Raw genomic sequence first — 15,545 nt, 5'->3', positions numbered from 1 at the left:
GGCGATGGGGAGCTGACCCGCTATGGTTTTCGGCCGCAAGAGCAAGAAGGTGGTTCCGTTCCGCAGCGCCGGTGAGCTCGACGCCATGGCGGCGGCGGGCGCTGTCGTCGGCCGCGCATTGGTCGCGGTCCGCGAGGCCGCCGCACCCGGGGTTTCCACGCTCGATCTGGACCGGATCGCCGAACAGGTGATCCGGGACGCCGGGGCAGTGCCGTCCTTCAAGGGCTATCACGGCTTTCCCGCTTCGATCTGCGCCTCGGTGAACGACCGCGTGGTCCACGGGATCCCGACCGCGACCGAATTGCTGGCACCGGGGGATCTGGTGTCCATCGACTGCGGGGCGGTACTGGACGGCTGGCACGGTGATTCCGCGTGGACGTTCGGCGTGGGCGACCTGATCGAGGCCGACCGGCTGCTCAGCGAGGCATGCGAGAAATCGATGGTGGCCGGTATCGCGGCCATGGTTCCGGAGAACCGGCTCACCGATGTCTCGCATGCCATCGAACTCGGCACCCGCGCGGCCGAGGTCGAACACGGGCGGTCCTACGGCATCGTCGACGGGTACGGCGGGCACGGGATCGGGCGCGAGATGCATCTGGACCCGTTCCTGCCGAACGAGGGCGAGCCGGGTAAGGGCCCGCGGCTGGTCGTCGGCTCGGTGCTGGCCATCGAACCGATGTTGACCCTGGGCACCCATGAGACCGAGGTGCTCGACGACGACTGGACCGTGGTGACCACCGACAAGTCGCGGGCGGCGCACTGGGAGCACACCGTCGCGGTGACCGAGGACGGCCCGCGGATTCTCACTCTGCGCTCCTGATCTCATACTTCCACCATGATCGTCACGGGCCCGTCGTTGGTGAGTTCGACCGCCATCTGCGCACCGAACCGGCCACCGGCGACCGTGGCGCCGGACTGTCGCAGGGTTTCGGCGACGAGTCGGATCAGTGGTTCGGCGACCGGCCCCGGCGCCGCCGCGGACCACGAGGGACGCCGACCTTTCCGGGTGTCGGCATAGAGCGTGAACTGACTGACCAGCAGGATCGGGGCGGACAGATCCGCGGCGCTGCGCTCGCCCTCCAATATTCGCAGCCGCCAGATCTTCTCGGCCATCGCCCGCGCGGTCGCGTCGGTATCGGTGTGGGTGACTCCGACCAGTGCCAGGAGGCCGTGCCGGATACCGTCGGCGGACGGGTCGATCCGGCCGACTTCCTCGTCGCCGACACGCACCCGGGCCGAGGTTACACGCTGTAGCAGGGCTCGCATACCGGTCGATACTGCCGTCTCACCGGAATTCGATCGCGCTCGGGTGGAATGATTTCAGTGATACCCGTTGCGACGCCGTACCGGTGGAGGTTCACCGCTCTCGAGTTCTTCGCGTTGTGGACGGCGGCGACGGTGAGATCGGATTGCCGTCTTCCTTCCACTTCGCTGCCCGGACCCTGGATCGGCGGCAGTTCCGGTTCGATCTGCGGCGGGCCCGCGCCGATCTGTGTGACCGGCTGGGCGAGACCTTCGATCCAGTGCTCGACGTGCTCTCCCACCCGGATACGCCGGCCGTAGTGCGCGGCAGCGATCATCGGCGACGACGGCGAGTCGCGCGGTGTGGCGCGGTTGACGGAAGCGCGCCGTCCATGGGCCCTGTGGTCGCCTCGCTGCCGGGCGAGAGCTTCTGGCAGAGCGCCGGTTTCACGGTGATCGAGTGACCCGGTGCGGTTGTCGGATGAACTGTGGCGCAGCCGATCGAGATGCCCGCCGACGTCGCCCTGGTGCGCGGCGCGATCGATTCGATATCGGCCCGGTGGGCCGGGTCATCGAGAACGAGCGCCGTGGGGCCTGAACCCGTTCAGCGCCGCCGACCCTGCTCATCCCATTCCCGGACGGCCTGCAGTTGGCCGTGCTCGCCGAACAGGCTTTCCGCCGCGAGCCGGCCGTTGGGATGCCACCGCCGGAACACACCGTGCGGCTGTCCTCGGCAGATCTCGCCCTCGGACTTCAGTCGTCCGTCGGGCCACCATTCCCGGGAGCTACCGTGGCGCAGACCGTCGAGGTAGAACTCCTGGGACAGCAGTTGTCCGGGTACCAGTTCCTCCACCACCTCGCCGGTGAAAGGTTGTCCCGCGTACTCCAGCCGCAGATCGGCTGTCACCGAGGTCGGGTCCTCGTTCAGGTCGATTCGCCTCACCGCGGATCACCCATGGGTCCGTGCACGGGCACAGATTATCGATGCGCCGGGAAAAACGGCGCAGATGAACAGATTCGTGAACCGGTCGTGACCTGCGTACTGCAGCGAGCCCGCGGACGACCAGACGGCAGCGGATGCCTTGGCCTCGCCGGTGTTCGGGCTCAGCGGACCGGCATCAGTAGCCTGGGCGCGGGCTCGGCCCTGCCGCCCGGTGCGGGCACCCTCCTCGGCCGGTGGGATCCGGCCCAGGCGCTGTCGAGATGGTGCACATCGCCATCTCGATCCGCTCTGCGGTCCGCGCCGACCGGAATATCCGGTCGCTGTCAGCCGGAAAGCGGGAGCACGATCGGATCTCGCGCCAGCGGGATCATCGGGAAGCCTGCGGGGGCGCCCAGTATCGCGCCGTCGAACAGCCAGTCGTCGACATGCCGTTCGAAAAGCGCGCACGAAGGGCTCGGTACATCCGGATCGGCGACCCGGACCAGCCGGAAGCCGGCGCGCCGGTAGTAGGCGTGCAACTCGCTGTTGGCGGTCCACGCGTCCAGCCGTACCCAGCTCCGTTGGTGTGCCCGGGCGAGGGTGGCGGCGTGCGCGAGCAGCCGGCGGCCGACGCCGCAACCCGCGAAGCGTAGATCCACGATCAGATAGTGCACGATCAACGCGTTGCCCAGTTCCGCGTTCGTCCACAGCTCCCGGTCGGCGCGATCATTGACGGTGATCGTCCCGGCCGGTGCGCCGTCCACCTCCGCTATCCATGTTTCCCAGTCGGCTACGGCCCGGCTCACGGCGCGCGAGAAATAGTCGATCGGCAACCCGGACGCCTCGGTCGACCATTGGTCCGAACCACGGGCGGCGAGCCAGGAGGAGCGTTGCAGCCGCAGGCGGCGGATCAGATCCAGGTCATCGAGGGCGGCCGGCCGAATCTGCACGGTCATGAGCTAGAACCATATCTCGGACCGATCGGTCTGATCCAGCACGCCACGGATGACCTCGGTCCCGGCCGAATCGCCGAGTTCGTAGGCCAGCCGGTTGCTCGCCGCGATGGAACGATGCCGCGTCACCCGGGTGATGCGCTCGTGATTGGCGCCGATCCGCAGATGGTCCAGCAGTACGGTCCCAATGGCGACCCCGAGTACCGCGGCTTCTTCCGCTCCGGCCGGATGCGCGACCAGCGAATCCCGGTGCGCAGTCTCGCCGTGTCCTCGGTCGGCGAGCCGACGTGTGGTGCCCTCGGCGATATCGTGCGGTGAATCGATCCCGGTGGCCTCGGCCAGATCTCGCGGATAGAAGCTCACCTCCCACGACCACGGCTCGTTGTCCAGGTACTGCACCACGGTCCGGGCCAGCACCCACGAGGACTCCGGGACCCCCAGCCAGTGCGCGACACGCTCGTCCGCGGGTTCCATTCGGGCACTGAATTCTTTTGTCGGAACCCGGCCCGCCGCGCGTGCGATCTCCTCGAAGATATCGTGGCCGGCTCGCGGCCGATCCGGGCGTATATGGTCGGTGACGACCGATTCCAGCACTTCCCGGCTCCGCACGATGGTGCCCCGGGACGTAGCCGTATAGACAAGATTCTCGGTGACCAGTAGCTGGATCGCATTACGCGCCGTGGTGAGCGAAACCTGCATCTGCTCCGCCAATTCGGCATGACTGGGCAGGCGATCCCCCGGTTGCCACTTGCCTGCTCGTATCTCCTCGCGGAGGTGGTCCGCGATCCGCCGATACGTCGGACCGTCCGCCATCGTGCTCCTCGGGTGGTCTCCAGATAACGAAGTGTACGCTTTTCGTGATCGGGGGGGCCTGTATCGCTTGACAGTAGCCTTTCGCGGTTTATTGTAATCAACGTACTGACCCGGTGTTGTGCAGCTATCGAACGGCGAGGCAACCGTGACAGGTTCGGATACAACAGTCGTAATGGCTCTTCCCGGCGCCCAGCGGGGCGCTGATCCTTTGGCACAGAACGGTTCTTCCGGTCCGCTGCCGAATTCGGACTTACTGGTGCGCGCCGCGCGTGGGCACCGGGTCGTCGGGGGTCAGCTGCTCTGGTACGCCCGTGATCTGGCCGTTCTCCACGAGCGCAGATTGGTGGGCCGCGGTGGATCCATCGTCACCGATCCCGACCGCCTGGTCGAGATCGACCGGCGCCGTATGGAGCTCGTGCTGGCCATCGACGACTGGGTGGGGCGCAACGTCCCCCAGCACCGGCTCGGGGTCACCCTGCACACCGAGACCGTCGGCGCGATCATCGACCGGCTGGCCGAATCCGCGGTCCGCGCGCATCACGCGTTGATGACACTGGACGCCGACGACGAACTACTGCACAGCGCCTGGCATCACCTGGCCGAACTGGCCGATGCCTACGACGCGCTGGTGGGCGATGTACTGGCCGGAAGGCGCCGCCTGCCGGAGTGGTGACGCCCCGGGCCGGTCGCCGCCACGGCCGGCTTCGGGGTCCGCTTCCGCGAACTCGGGACGAGTGCGGGGGTTCAGCCGCCCGGATGGGGGCGGTAACTCTGCGTGAAATCGTCGGCCACTGTCGCCGCCAGCTCGACATACGCGCGCTTGGTCTGCTTCTCCAGCCGCGGCAGGTCGATCTCGGCGCCTTCGGACATATGCGGGTCGAACGGGATCATGTGCACGGCCCGGCAGCGCGACAGGAAGTACTGCCGCAACTGCTGCACATCGATATTCGGCGTACCGTCGCGCGGCGAGTTGATGACCACCACGGCGTTCTGCACCAGATGGTGGTAGCCGTGCAACGAGAGCCAGTCCAGCGTGGCCGACGCACTCTGCGCACCGTCGATCGCGGTGGGGGAGATGAGGACCAGCGAATGCGCCAGCTGTAGGACGCCCGCCATCGCCGAATGCATAAGGCCCGTACCGCAGTCGGTGAGGATGATGTTGTAGAACCGCTGCAGGATCCGGGCCACCGCGCGGTACTCGTCCTCGTTGAACGCCTCCGAAGCGGCCGGATCCCGTTCACTGGCCAGCACTTCCAGGCGGCTGGTCGCCTGCGAGGTATGCCGCCGCACATCCGAATACCGTTCGATCGACGGATCGAGCAGCAGATCCCGGACCGTCGACCGGGTCTGCAACGGAACCCGCTGCGACAGCGTGCCGAAGTCGGGATTCGCGTCCACCGCGATCACCCGGTCGCCGCGAACCGAGGCGAAGGTCGACCCGAGGCCGACGGTGGTGGTGGTCTTACCCACCCCGCCCTTGAGCGAGAGCACCGCGATCCGGTAGTCCCCGCGCACCGGTTGCCGGATCCGCGCGACCAATTCCTGTAGCCGGCGTTCCTCGGCCGACATACCCGGATTGATCCGGCCCCCCGAAGCGTGATGTACGACTTTGCGCCAGCCCTGACCGGAGGCCTTCTTCGCGCGGCGCACCGCGACATCGTCGAGGGACGGCCCGGGGCCCGGCGCGCCGAACTGTGCCGGGTTCTGCTGCCACGGCTGCGGAGGAGGTCCGCTGTGCTGTTGCGGGGGAGGTCCGCCCTGCTGCTGCGGGGGAGGTCCGCCCTGCTGCTGCGGGGACGGTGCCCCGCCCTGCTGCTGCCATCCGGGGGCGCTGCCACCCTGCTGCCGCGGTGGTGGCTGCTGCCACTGCGGGGCTGCGGGGTGGTGCTGGGCCGGGGCGGGGCCGGGCGCCTGCGGCGGCGGCCCTGGTTGCTGCCAATGCTGCTGCGGGCCGGGCGCCTGCGGACCCGGTGGTGGTGCCACGGGCGGCCGCGGTGGGTGGCCCGGGCCGGGGGAGACGGATTCGGGTGCCCGCCACTGCTGCGGATTCCCCTGGTTCGGCGGCGGCGCGGGTCGGTCCGCGCGTCTCGGATCGCCGATATCGCCGGGGTGGTCGTTGCGGGGCGGTGGCGCGCTGTGCGGTGGGTGGGTGGATTCGGTCGGACCGGACCGCGGCATCGGCGGGGTGCTCTCCGGTGCGGCGAAGGGATCGGGCGTACCGGCGGACTCGTGAAGGGGAGCGGGATCCGGAGACGTGCGGGCGGCCGGAGCCTGTTCGGCATCGTCAGAATCCGCGGGATCCGGGGTGGAAGGTGCGGTCCACTCGTCCGGGGCCGGCGGGACTGTCCGGTCCGGCGTGGCGGATTCGGGGGCAGCGTCCCGGGCGGCGGACTCGATATCCGACGGAGGCGGCAGCAGATCGGGCAACCGGCGCAGCGGCTGCTGCCGGGATTCGGGTGCCGCGGAGTTCGAGCTCTCGACGGGCGGCGGGTCCGGCAGGTCCGGCGCGGTCGGTGATCCGCCCGCACCGGCGTGCGCGTCGACGGGGGACTCGGCCGCGGGGTGCGGGGGGATCGGATGGTGTGGGCGCAGCCGGTCGAACTCGGGTGCCGGTTCGCCGGGATGGCGCACCGGCAGCTCCGCCGGCTCGACCGCCGGCGCCCGGAACGAATTCGGCGCGGCGGGCGGGAGAGCGGCTCCGGTGTCCGGACCCCATTGCGGACCCGGACCCGGGGCCGACCGGGCCGGGATCTCGGGCCGGTCGGCCGGTGGATACGGTGCCGGCGGTGCGGCCTGATCGGCTGGGCGGGCCGGGTCGGTACCGGTATGACGCGGGACCGCGGTATCCGCGGACCGCTCGTCCGGTGGGGTGGCCCACTCGTGGCGGCCGGTCGCCTCGGCCCAGTTGTTGCGCTGCGCGGGCCGGGGCCCGTTGTTGTTGGGCAGCAGTTCCCCGACGCGTTCCTCCAGGGAGGGCTGGTCCTTCTTGTTGTTCCGGAACCAGCCTTTGCCCTTCTTCTTGTCGGCGTCGGGCCGGTCGTCGCCGCGGCCGCGGCGGGAGAAGAAGCCCTCCGGGGGCTCGGGGGTCTCGGGAATGACCTCGTCCTGGGGCAGATTCTGGACCGGCGGCGGCTCGTAGTTGCGGAAATTCCCCTCGCCGACCCCGGTGACCTCGGTATCGGCCAGCCATGGCGGCAGCATGGGGAGGCCGTCGTTGCTGCGGCTCACCGGTCCCCTCCTGAATGGTCGACCTCGGACAGCGGCCAGTTTACGCGACAACTACCCTTGCACCCGGTGCCGGGGAGTCACGTTCCGACCGCGCGACGCATCGCGGAGGGTACCCCTTTTTGCCCGATCACATACCTACCGGTAAGCTGGCCAGGCGGTGTATCAAAGCGCCGCCTGTTCGTGTGCGATCGGTTGTCGTGTTCGCCGCCTGCGCACGGTGTGCCGCATCCGCGTCGCATCGCTGTGTTGCGGCCGGTCCCGCGGGCAGTACCAGGCAATCAGACCAGGTTGAGTGTAACCGGGATCGCGGAGGATATGGCGAAGAAAGACGGGGCCATCGAGGTCGAGGGGCGGGTTGTCGAGCCGTTGCCGAATGCGATGTTCCGGATCGAGCTCGAGAACGGGCACAAGGTCCTCGCGCACATCAGCGGCAAGATGCGCCAGCACTACATCCGCATCCTGCCGGAGGACCGGGTAGTCGTCGAACTCTCGCCGTACGACCTGTCCCGCGGTCGGATCGTCTACCGCTACAAGTGAACGAGTGAGCTCCGGCTCGCTCCCCGAGATTTCCCCGGTCGTGCCCGACCGGGGTCAACTGTGTCCACACCTATAGGCGTGGGCCGCTACGAAAGATTGGACGGACGTGAAGGTTCAGCCGAGCGTCAAGAAGATCTGCGAGAAGTGCAAGGTGATCCGGCGTAACGGCCGGGTCATGGTGATCTGCGACAACCTGCGGCACAAGCAGCGGCAGGGCTGACACCGGCGCCGAGCACCGAACGTAGTTCGGATTGGCACACAGAAGAACTCCCAGCTCCAGCCGCACACTGAGGATTTTTCCGGGGTGACCCGGAAGGTGTGCGCGCCTACCCCCGGAACGGAGGCCGGGGCCCCACCAGACGAGGGGACGGACAGGGAGCAGACCTCCGCAACAGTTAAGGAACCTGCCAGATGGCACGTCTCATGGGCGTCGACCTCCCGCGCGAGAAGCGCATGGAGATCGCACTGACCTACATCTACGGCGTCGGTCGTACCCGCTCCAAGGAGATCCTGGCCGCGACGGGCGTCAGCCCGGATCTGCGCTCGAAGGATCTCACCGACGAGCAGGTCACGCAGCTGCGTGACTACATCGAGGGCTCGTCCCTCAAGGTCGAAGGTGACCTGCGCCGCGAGGTCCAGGCCGATATCCGTCGCAAGATCGAGATCGGTTGCTACCAGGGCCTGCGTCACCGTCGTGGTCTCCCGGTCCACGGCCAGCGCACCAAGACCAACGCGCGCACCCGCAAGGGCCCGAAGCGCACCGTCGCCGGCAAGAAGAAGTAGGGGATAAGCGATGCCTCCGAAGTCCCGGGCCTCCGGCCCCAAGAAGAGCCAGAAGTCGCGCCGCAGGGAAAAGAAGAACGTTCCCCACGGTCACGCGCACATCAAGAGCACGTTCAACAACACGATCGTGTCCATCACCGATCCTTCCGGCAACGTCATCTCCTGGGCGTCGTCGGGCCATGTCGGGTTCAAGGGTTCGCGCAAGTCGACCCCGTTCGCCGCGCAGCTGGCCGCCGAGAACGCGGCCCGCAAGGCGCAGGAGAACGGTGTGAAGAAGGTCGACGTGTTCGTCAAGGGGCCGGGTTCCGGCCGCGAGACCGCGATCCGTTCGCTGCAGGCCGCCGGCCTGGAAGTGGGCACCATCTCCGATGTCACTCCGCAGCCGCACAACGGCTGCCGTCCGCCCAAGCGGCGTCGCGTCTAAGCGGGAAGGAAGGTAGAGCACAATGGCCCGTTACACCGGACCCATCACCCGCAAATCGCGTCGCCTGCGCGTCGACCTGGTAGGCGGTGACCAGGCTTTCGAGCGTCGCCCCTACCCGCCCGGCCAGCACGGCCGCGCGCGCATCAAGGAGAGCGAGTACCTGCTCCAGCTGCAGGAGAAGCAGAAGGCCCGCTTCTCCTACGGCGTCATGGAGCGGCAGTTCCGCCGGTACTACGAAGAGGCCAACCGCCTCAAGGGCAAGACCGGTGACAACCTGCTGCGCCTGCTCGAGACCCGGCTGGACAACGTCGTGTACCGCGCCGGTCTGGCCCGGACCCGTCGTCAGGCCCGCCAGCTCGTGAGCCACGGCCACTTCCTGGTGAACAACAAGAAGGTCAACGTGCCTTCTTTCCAGGTCACCCAGTACGACATCATCGATGTCAAGGAGAAGTCGCTGGCGACCCTGCCGTTCCAGGTGGCGCGGGAGACCGTCGGTGACCGTCCGGTCCCCGGCTGGCTCCAGGTCATCCCGGGCCGGCTGCGCATCCTGGTGCACTCGCTGCCCGAACGCGCGCAGATCGATGTACCGCTGCAGGAACAGCTGATCGTCGAGTACTACTCGAAGTAATCGGCTGCGCCGCTGGTGCGGGTCGTCGAGACGACGGCCCGCACAACCCCTAGACGAGGCGTCAAATAGCGGGCGCCCAAAACAGGAGGATTGATCCCATGCTGATTTCCCAGCGTCCGACCCTCACCGAAGAGGTCATCGCCGACAACCGGTCGAAGTTCACCATCGAACCGCTCGAGCCGGGTTTCGGGTACACCCTCGGTAACTCGCTGCGGCGCACCCTGCTGTCCTCGATCCCGGGGGCCGCGGTGACCAGCATCCGCATCGACGGCGTTCTGCACGAGTTCACCACCGTGCCCGGGGTGAAGGAGGATGTCACCGACATCATCCTGAACCTCAAGGGCCTGGTCGTGTCCTCCGAAGAGGACGAGCCGGTCACCATGTACCTGCGCAAGCAGGGCCCGGGGACCGTCACCGCCGATGACATCGTGCCGCCGTCGGGTGTCGTCGTGCACAACCCGGATATGCATATCGCCACCCTGAACGACAAGGGCAAGCTCGAGATCGAGCTCGTCGTCGAACGCGGTCGCGGTTATGTCCCGGCGGTGCAGAACAAGGCGACCGGTGCGGAAATCGGCCGGATCCCGGTGGATTCGATCTACTCGCCGGTGCTCAAGGTGACCTACAAGGTCGAGGCCACCCGTGTCGAACAGCGCACCGACTTCGACCGGCTCATCCTGGACGTGGAGACCAAGAACTCCATCAGCGCGCGGGACGCGCTCGCCTCGGCGGGCAAGACCCTGGTCGAACTGTTCGGCCTGGCCCGTGAGCTGAACGTCGAAGCCGAAGGTATCGAGATCGGCCCCTCCCCGGCCGAGGCGGATCACATCGCCTCCTTCGGGCTGCCGATCGAGGATCTGGACCTCACCGTCCGTTCCTACAACTGCCTGAAGCGCGAGGGTGTGCACACCGTCGGCGAGCTGGTGGCGCGTACCGAATCGGATCTGCTGGATATCCGCAACTTCGGTCAGAAGTCCATCGACGAGGTCAAGGTCAAGCTGCACGCGCTGGGCCTCTCGCTCAAGGACAGCCCCGCCTCGTTCGATCCGTCGAGCGTGGTCGGCTATGACGCGAGCACCGGAACCTGGTCCGACAGCGGCACTTTCAGCGATAACGACGGCGGCGAGCAGGACTACGCCGAAACCGAACAGCTCTAGGCAGTCGGGGTAGGCGCCCCGGACCGGCCTTTATCAAGGAGAACCTACAATGCCCAAGCCCAAGAAGGGTGCTCGCTTCGGCGGGTCGGCGTCGCACCAGAAGGCGATTTTCGCCAATCTGGCCACGGCGCTCTTCGAGCACGGTCGGATCACGACCACCGAGGCCAAGGCCAAGGCGCTGCGCCCCTACGCCGAGAAACTGGTCACCAAGGCCAAGGCCGGTACGCTGGCCGACCGCCGCGAGGTACTCAAGGTGATCCGGAACAAGGACGTCGTCCACGATCTCTTCGCCGAGATCGGGCCGTCGTTCGAGGGCCGCAGCGGCGGCTACACCCGGATCGTCAAGACCCTGCCGCGTAAGGGCGACAACGCCCCGATGGCGATCATCGAGCTGGTCCGGGAACAGACCGTGACCAACGAAGCCGATCGCGCCCGCCGGGTCGCCGCGTCGCAGAAGGTCGAGGAGAAGGCCTCCGAGACCGAGACCGAGACCGAGACCGAGACCGAGACCGAGACCGAAGCCGAGGCCCCCGAGGCTCCGGCCGAGGAAGCCGCGGCCGACGAGAAGGCCGACGACAAGGCGTAATTCGTCTGCCGGGGGCGCGCCCGCCGCGCCCGGCGGTTCGTCGACGAGCCCGCCGCCCGCTATGGGTGTGCGGGCTCGTCCCGTATCCGGAGGATTTCCAGGTGAGCGCATACGAGCCGCGGCGATCGCCCGACCCCGGCGCACACGAGCCGACGGTCTTCCCGCACACCGGGAGAACGGCCGGGGCGGCCGGGTTCGCGAACGAATCGCGACCGGAGACCGTGAGTGAACCCGCGGTGGCCCCGGAAACCGGTCGGATCCGGTTGGATATCTCCTACGACGGCACCGATTTCGTGGGCTGGGCACGCCAGCCCGGGCTGCGCACCGTACAGGGTGTGCTCGAGGAATCGCTGGCGAAGGTGCTGCGCGCACCGGTGCAATTGACCGTTGCCGGCCGCACCGACGCCGGGGTGCACGCCGAAGGACAGGTCGCGCATTTCGACACCGTGGCGGAGATCGACGCGGACAAGCTGGTGCACCGGATGGCCAAATTCTTGCCCAGGGATGTGCGGATCACCGGCGTGCGCACCGTGCCCACCGAATTCGACGCCCGCTTCTCGGCGATCCGCCGCCACTATGTCTACCGGCTCACCACGGCACCCTACGGAGCCGATCCACTCACCACCCGCAGTGTGGTGGGTTGCCGGACGGTCGATCTCGAGGCCATGCGCGCGGCGTCGCGCGCGCTGCTGGGACTACACGATTTCGCTGCCTTCTGCCGCCGCCGGGAAGGCGCCACGACCGTTCGCGAACTCCAGCGCTACGACTGGGTGCGGTCGGGCGACCGGCTGGACGCCTACGTGAGCGCCGACGCGTTCTGCTGGTCGATGGTGCGCAGCCTGGTCGGCGCGGTACTGGCGGTGGGGGAGGGACGGCGGACACCCGAATGGGTCGCGGGCCTGCTCGCGGAACGAAGCCGCTCCAGTTCGGTGACGGTGGCACCGGCCCACGGCCTGAGCCTGATCGCGGTCGATTACCCGGCCGAATCGGAATTGGCCGCCCGCAACGCACAGACCCGGGAAATGCGGTCGATCCCGACCGGAGACTGTTGTTCTTGACGCGCCGCCTTCGGCGTCGCGGGCGGGGGCTTGTTCATTTGCCCCGCGGGGCGGGCCCTTGTGACCCCGCCTCGGTGGGTGGGCGCCGCCTTCGGAGTCGGGGGAGGGCTCGTGGCTCGGGTTCATCTCGGCGATCGGTCGCTGCGCGCTTTTGTTTGTTGTTCGGGGAGTTTCGCGTCCGGTGAAGGGGGCTACCTGTCAGCGATTGTGTTGGTTCGGAAGATTTTCGCCGACAGTGGGTTCGATTCCCGGTGTCGGATTGTGCGCGTCCGCATCCGTTCACGTCGTCGGCCCGGCCGGGTGGGTGGGGGCGGATCGCGGGGATAGGGTCGGGGCAGGAATAGGTCCCCTCGACGACAAGGTTGCGGTAGTTATGACGATCGATCTCGGACGATACGGCGTATGGCGCTACTACAAACTTTTCACCCCGGAAGCGGCGGCCGAACTCGAGCGGCTGGGCTACGGCGCACTGTGGCTCGGTGGCTCGCCGACTCCCGACCTCCCGGTTGTGGAGGATCTGCTGGCGGCGACCGGCACGCTGAAGGTGGGCACCAGCATCGTCAATATCTGGACCGCGCCGGCCGACGCGGTCGCCGAATCCTTCCACCGGATCGAGCAGCGGTTCCCGGGGCGCTTCGTGCTCGGTATCGGCTGCGGGCACCCCGAAGCCGATAAGCCCTACCGTTCCCCCTATGAAGCGCTGGTCGAATACCTCGACGCGCTGGACGCCGCCGGAGTCCCGGTATCCGGCCGGATGCTCGCGGCGCTCGGGCCCAAGGTCCTGAAGCTGGCGGCGGACCGTACCGCGGGTGCCCTGCCGTACCTCACCACACCGGAACACACCGCGCAGGCCCGGGAGATCATCGGCGACGCCCTGCTGGTTCCCGAACAGAAACTGGTCGTCGACACCGACCCCGAGGCCGCCCGGGCCACCGGACGCACCGTGGTGGAGATGTACCTCGGCCTGCGGAACTACACCACCAACCTCCGGCGCCTCGGCTATACGGACGCCGATATCGCGAAACCGGGTAGTGATCGGCTGCTCGACGCGCTGGCCGTGCACGGTTCCGCCGAGCAGGTCGCCGAGCAGGTCCGCGGCCATATCGAGGCGGGCGCCGACCATCTGGCCCTGCAGCCCCTGAACACGGACTATCTGGCCACGTTGCGCGAGCTGGCGCCACTGCTCACGAAGCAGGCCTGATCCGGCGGTGGGCCACTCGCCGGGCGAGAGGCCCACCGGGGCCGGGCTCAGGAACGAACGAGTCGCGCGATCGCGTCGGTGGCTTCCTTGATCTTGGCCTCGGCTTCCGGGCCACCGGCGACCGCGGCGTCGACGACGCAGTGGCTGATATGGTCCTCGAGCAGTCCCATCGCGACGGCCTGCAACGCCTTGGTCATGGCGGAGACCTGGGTGAGGATATCGATGCAGTACTTCTCCTCCTCCACCATCCGCTGCAGGCCGCGCGCCTGGCCCTCGATCCGGCGCAGCCGTTTGAGATAGTCGTCCTTGGCGGTTATGTAGCCGTGGCCCGCGTGATCGTGGGCGGTGTGGCCGGTGGCCGTCTCGTCGGCGGATCCCGCCGGGGTGGATGTGGAAGTCACCGATTGTCTCCTCTGCGCCGGTCGAGAGGACCGTTGATACCCCCCTAGGGTACATGTCCGGGCGGGGCTTGTCAGGTACGGGTCCTCGCCCGTGCGCCCGAGGACCGCACGCGGAACAATCGAGACCATGACTTCCCAGGATCGGCCCGCGCTGGCCGTCATCGGCGGTAGTGGATTCTACGATTTCTTCGACGGCGCGATCGACGCGGTCACAGTACGAACCCCCTACGGAGACCCGAGCGCCCCGATCGCCGTGGGCGAGGTGGAAGGTCGTCCGGTCGCCTTCCTGCCGCGCCACGGAACCCGCCACGAATACTCCCCGCACACCGTGCCCTACCAGGCCAATATGTGGGCCCTGCGCTCGATCGGCGTGCGCCGGATCTACGCGCCCTGCGCCGTCGGCAGCCTCCGGCCGGACTGGGGACCGGGCGCTGTCGTCATTCCCGACCAACTCGTCGACCGCACCTCCGGCCGCGCACAGACCTATTTCGACGGCAACGGTATCCATGTCTCCTTCGCCGACCCGTACTGCGCGGACCTGCGCGCCACAGCGATGAAATCCGCCGACAGCGCCGTGCACGTCCACCCGCACGGCACGATGGCCGTCATCCAGGGTCCGCGCTTCTCCACCCGGGCCGAGAGCCGATGGTTCGCGGCCCAAGGCTGGGAACTGGTCAATATGACCGGCTACCCCGAAGCGGTCCTCGCCCGCGAACTGGAGATGTGTTACGCGGCGATCGCCCTGGTCACAGACCTGGACGCGGGTGTCACGGAAGGGGAAGGGGTCCGGGCCGCCGATGTGTTCGCCGAGTTCGAACGCAATATCGGACCGTTCAAGGAACTCGTCCGCAGCGCCGTCGCCGCGATCGCCGATACCGGCACCTGCGAACACTGCCGGGTCCACGCCGGCGTCGCGCTGCCGTTCGAACTGCCCTGAACCGCTCCCACCGGCCCGCCCGCCCGCGGGATAGTCTCGTCCGGTGGATACGCCCCTGCGCCTGGAGGTGATCGTCGCCAGCGTCCGGCCCGAACGGTTCGCACCGGTGGTCGCCGACTGGTTCGTGCGCACCGCGCGCGACCGGCCCGAATTCGATACCGGCGTGATCGATCTGCTGGACACCCCACTGCCGCTCGGCCTCACCGAATCCGCGGCCACCGCCGGATTCCGGGAACGACTGGCCGCCGCGGACGCCTTCGCGGTGGTGACCTCGGAATACAACCACGGCTACCCGGCATCGGTGAAAACCGCCTTCGACAGCGCGAAACACGAATGGCGGGCCAAGCCGGTCGGTTTCGTCTCCTACGGCGGACTCTCGGGCGGACTCCGCGCGGTGGAACAACTTCGCCAGGTGGTCGCCGAGATCCATATGGTCTCGGTACGAGAATCGGTCAGCTTCCACCGCGCACGTAAACAGTTCGACACCGCGGGCAACACCGGCGACGGCGCCGCCATCGACGCCGCGGACCGGATGCTCACCCAGCTCGCCTGGTGGGGACGGTCGTTACGCGACGCACGAGCCACCCACCCCTACCCGGGCTGAATTGATTGCGGCGCCTGCGGCGCCGCGGGGTCGAGGCCCCAGAGGTCCCGCCGTTGCGCCCTCGAGACTCG

The 15,545-nt window shown here is 68.0% G+C and carries 20 protein-coding genes; 14 read left to right on the top strand and 6 right to left on the bottom strand.

Annotation, left to right across the window (positions count from 1 at the left end; translation table 11 throughout):
- The first annotated feature begins 22 nt into the window (after positions 1-22).
- Positions 23-820, top strand: a complete 798-nt coding sequence (gene map / locus ACWCPQ_RS22545) for a type I methionyl aminopeptidase (protein ID WP_449901952.1) — start codon at positions 23-25, stop codon at positions 818-820.
- Between the two features lie 2 nt (positions 821-822).
- Here the strand turns inward: map and dtd are convergent, their stop codons facing one another.
- Positions 823-1,266, bottom strand: coding sequence for a D-aminoacyl-tRNA deacylase (gene dtd / locus ACWCPQ_RS22540; protein ID WP_449901950.1), 444 nt, complete (start codon positions 1,264-1,266; stop codon positions 823-825).
- Between the two features lie 116 nt (positions 1,267-1,382).
- On the opposite strand from dtd, the gene ACWCPQ_RS22535 reads away from it, so the two are divergent.
- Positions 1,383-1,706 carry a hypothetical protein gene (locus ACWCPQ_RS22535; RefSeq protein WP_449901948.1) on the top strand — a complete coding sequence of 108 codons (324 nt, stop codon included), beginning with the start codon at positions 1,383-1,385 and terminating at the stop codon, positions 1,704-1,706.
- Between the two features lie 140 nt (positions 1,707-1,846).
- Here the strand turns inward: ACWCPQ_RS22535 and ACWCPQ_RS22530 are convergent, their stop codons facing one another.
- The 3 genes from ACWCPQ_RS22530 to ACWCPQ_RS22520 form a co-directional block, all read right to left on the bottom strand.
- Positions 1,847-2,185 carry a toxin-antitoxin system YwqK family antitoxin gene (locus tag ACWCPQ_RS22530; RefSeq protein WP_449901946.1) on the bottom strand — a complete coding sequence of 113 codons (339 nt, stop codon included), beginning with the start codon at positions 2,183-2,185 and terminating at the stop codon, positions 1,847-1,849.
- Between the two features lie 323 nt (positions 2,186-2,508).
- Positions 2,509-3,120: a GNAT family N-acetyltransferase gene (locus tag ACWCPQ_RS22525; protein ID WP_449901943.1), complete on the bottom strand. Its 612-nt coding sequence runs from the start codon at positions 3,118-3,120 to the stop codon at positions 2,509-2,511.
- Positions 3,121-3,123: 3 nt separating this feature from the next.
- Positions 3,124-3,930 carry a GntR family transcriptional regulator gene (locus tag ACWCPQ_RS22520; RefSeq protein WP_449901940.1) on the bottom strand — a complete coding sequence of 269 codons (807 nt, stop codon included), beginning with the start codon at positions 3,928-3,930 and terminating at the stop codon, positions 3,124-3,126.
- 172 nt (positions 3,931-4,102) lie between these two features.
- Between ACWCPQ_RS22520 and ACWCPQ_RS22515 the strand changes: the two genes are divergently transcribed.
- Positions 4,103-4,603 carry a DUF4254 domain-containing protein gene (locus ACWCPQ_RS22515; RefSeq protein WP_449901938.1) on the top strand — a complete coding sequence of 167 codons (501 nt, stop codon included), beginning with the start codon at positions 4,103-4,105 and terminating at the stop codon, positions 4,601-4,603.
- A gap of 71 nt (positions 4,604-4,674) precedes the next feature.
- Here the strand turns inward: ACWCPQ_RS22515 and ACWCPQ_RS22510 are convergent, their stop codons facing one another.
- Positions 4,675-7,158 carry a nucleotide-binding protein gene (locus ACWCPQ_RS22510; RefSeq protein ID WP_449901936.1) on the bottom strand — a complete coding sequence of 828 codons (2,484 nt, stop codon included), beginning with the start codon at positions 7,156-7,158 and terminating at the stop codon, positions 4,675-4,677.
- A gap of 315 nt (positions 7,159-7,473) precedes the next feature.
- Between ACWCPQ_RS22510 and infA the strand changes: the two genes are divergently transcribed.
- The 9 genes from infA to ACWCPQ_RS22465 all read left to right on the top strand — a co-directional run bounded on the left by infA (position 7,474) and on the right by ACWCPQ_RS22465 (position 13,532).
- Positions 7,474-7,695, top strand: coding sequence for a translation initiation factor IF-1 (gene infA / locus ACWCPQ_RS22505; RefSeq protein WP_003418601.1), 222 nt, complete (start codon positions 7,474-7,476; stop codon positions 7,693-7,695).
- Between the two features lie 106 nt (positions 7,696-7,801).
- Positions 7,802-7,915: a 50S ribosomal protein L36 gene (gene rpmJ / locus ACWCPQ_RS22500; RefSeq protein ID WP_025347279.1), complete on the top strand. Its 114-nt coding sequence runs from the start codon at positions 7,802-7,804 to the stop codon at positions 7,913-7,915.
- Between the two features lie 191 nt (positions 7,916-8,106).
- The gene (gene rpsM / locus ACWCPQ_RS22495; RefSeq protein WP_030522614.1) at positions 8,107-8,478 is read left to right on the top strand and encodes a 30S ribosomal protein S13; all 372 of its coding nucleotides are present in this window, start codon (positions 8,107-8,109) and stop codon (positions 8,476-8,478) included.
- Positions 8,479-8,488: 10 nt separating this feature from the next.
- Positions 8,489-8,902, top strand: a complete 414-nt coding sequence (gene rpsK, locus ACWCPQ_RS22490) for a 30S ribosomal protein S11 (RefSeq protein WP_030522613.1) — start codon at positions 8,489-8,491, stop codon at positions 8,900-8,902.
- 22 nt (positions 8,903-8,924) lie between these two features.
- Positions 8,925-9,530: a 30S ribosomal protein S4 gene (rpsD, locus tag ACWCPQ_RS22485; RefSeq protein ID WP_030522612.1), complete on the top strand. Its 606-nt coding sequence runs from the start codon at positions 8,925-8,927 to the stop codon at positions 9,528-9,530.
- Between the two features lie 98 nt (positions 9,531-9,628).
- The gene (locus ACWCPQ_RS22480; protein WP_030522611.1) at positions 9,629-10,687 is read left to right on the top strand and encodes a DNA-directed RNA polymerase subunit alpha; all 1,059 of its coding nucleotides are present in this window, start codon (positions 9,629-9,631) and stop codon (positions 10,685-10,687) included.
- Between the two features lie 49 nt (positions 10,688-10,736).
- Positions 10,737-11,273, top strand: a complete 537-nt coding sequence (rplQ, locus tag ACWCPQ_RS22475; protein ID WP_449901933.1) for a 50S ribosomal protein L17 — start codon at positions 10,737-10,739, stop codon at positions 11,271-11,273.
- A gap of 221 nt (positions 11,274-11,494) precedes the next feature.
- Complete coding sequence (gene truA, locus ACWCPQ_RS22470) at positions 11,495-12,331, top strand: tRNA pseudouridine(38-40) synthase TruA (RefSeq protein WP_449902126.1); 837 nt, start codon at positions 11,495-11,497, stop codon at positions 12,329-12,331.
- Positions 12,332-12,704: 373 nt separating this feature from the next.
- The gene (locus ACWCPQ_RS22465; protein ID WP_449901930.1) at positions 12,705-13,532 is read left to right on the top strand and encodes an LLM class F420-dependent oxidoreductase; all 828 of its coding nucleotides are present in this window, start codon (positions 12,705-12,707) and stop codon (positions 13,530-13,532) included.
- Positions 13,533-13,579: 47 nt separating this feature from the next.
- Here ACWCPQ_RS22465 and ACWCPQ_RS22460 read toward each other — a convergent pair whose 3' ends face one another.
- Entirely contained in the window at positions 13,580-13,933 is a 354-nt protein-coding gene (locus ACWCPQ_RS22460; protein ID WP_449901928.1) for a metal-sensitive transcriptional regulator, read from the bottom strand.
- A 127-nt stretch (positions 13,934-14,060) separates the two neighbouring features.
- Here ACWCPQ_RS22460 and ACWCPQ_RS22455 point away from each other — a divergent pair, with 127 nt between their 5' ends.
- Both ACWCPQ_RS22455 and ACWCPQ_RS22450 read left to right on the top strand, forming a co-directional pair.
- Positions 14,061-14,870, top strand: coding sequence for an S-methyl-5'-thioadenosine phosphorylase (locus ACWCPQ_RS22455; protein ID WP_449901925.1), 810 nt, complete (start codon positions 14,061-14,063; stop codon positions 14,868-14,870).
- 43 nt (positions 14,871-14,913) lie between these two features.
- The gene (locus ACWCPQ_RS22450) at positions 14,914-15,474 is read left to right on the top strand and encodes an NADPH-dependent FMN reductase (RefSeq protein ID WP_449901923.1); all 561 of its coding nucleotides are present in this window, start codon (positions 14,914-14,916) and stop codon (positions 15,472-15,474) included.
- The last annotated feature ends 71 nt before the right edge of the window (positions 15,475-15,545 follow it).

This window comes from Nocardia sp. NPDC001965, from assembly GCF_053594175.1.
This window is presented reverse-complemented; position numbering and strand designations above follow the sequence as displayed.

Excerpts from the sequence above, each read along its gene's own strand:
- ACWCPQ_RS22525 (WP_449901943.1), bottom strand. The coding sequence starts at position 3,120 with ATGACCGTGCAGATTCGGCCGGCCGCCCTCGATGACCTGGATCTGATC.
- ACWCPQ_RS22520 (WP_449901940.1), bottom strand. The coding sequence starts at position 3,930 with ATGGCGGACGGTCCGACGTATCGGCGGATCGCGGACCACCTCCGCGAG.
- ACWCPQ_RS22480 (WP_030522611.1), top strand. The coding sequence starts at position 9,629 with ATGCTGATTTCCCAGCGTCCGACCCTCACCGAAGAGGTCATCGCCGAC.
- map (WP_449901952.1), top strand. The coding sequence starts at position 23 with ATGGTTTTCGGCCGCAAGAGCAAGAAGGTGGTTCCGTTCCGCAGCGCC.
- rpsK (WP_030522613.1), top strand. The coding sequence starts at position 8,489 with ATGCCTCCGAAGTCCCGGGCCTCCGGCCCCAAGAAGAGCCAGAAGTCG.
- rpsM (WP_030522614.1), top strand. The coding sequence starts at position 8,107 with ATGGCACGTCTCATGGGCGTCGACCTCCCGCGCGAGAAGCGCATGGAG.
- ACWCPQ_RS22465 (WP_449901930.1), top strand. The coding sequence starts at position 12,705 with ATGACGATCGATCTCGGACGATACGGCGTATGGCGCTACTACAAACTT.
- ACWCPQ_RS22515 (WP_449901938.1), top strand. The coding sequence starts at position 4,103 with ATGGCTCTTCCCGGCGCCCAGCGGGGCGCTGATCCTTTGGCACAGAAC.
- rplQ (WP_449901933.1), top strand. The coding sequence starts at position 10,737 with ATGCCCAAGCCCAAGAAGGGTGCTCGCTTCGGCGGGTCGGCGTCGCAC.
- infA (WP_003418601.1), top strand. The coding sequence starts at position 7,474 with ATGGCGAAGAAAGACGGGGCCATCGAGGTCGAGGGGCGGGTTGTCGAG.
- dtd (WP_449901950.1), bottom strand. The coding sequence starts at position 1,266 with ATGCGAGCCCTGCTACAGCGTGTAACCTCGGCCCGGGTGCGTGTCGGC.
- rpsD (WP_030522612.1), top strand. The coding sequence starts at position 8,925 with ATGGCCCGTTACACCGGACCCATCACCCGCAAATCGCGTCGCCTGCGC.
- ACWCPQ_RS22455 (WP_449901925.1), top strand. The coding sequence starts at position 14,061 with ATGACTTCCCAGGATCGGCCCGCGCTGGCCGTCATCGGCGGTAGTGGA.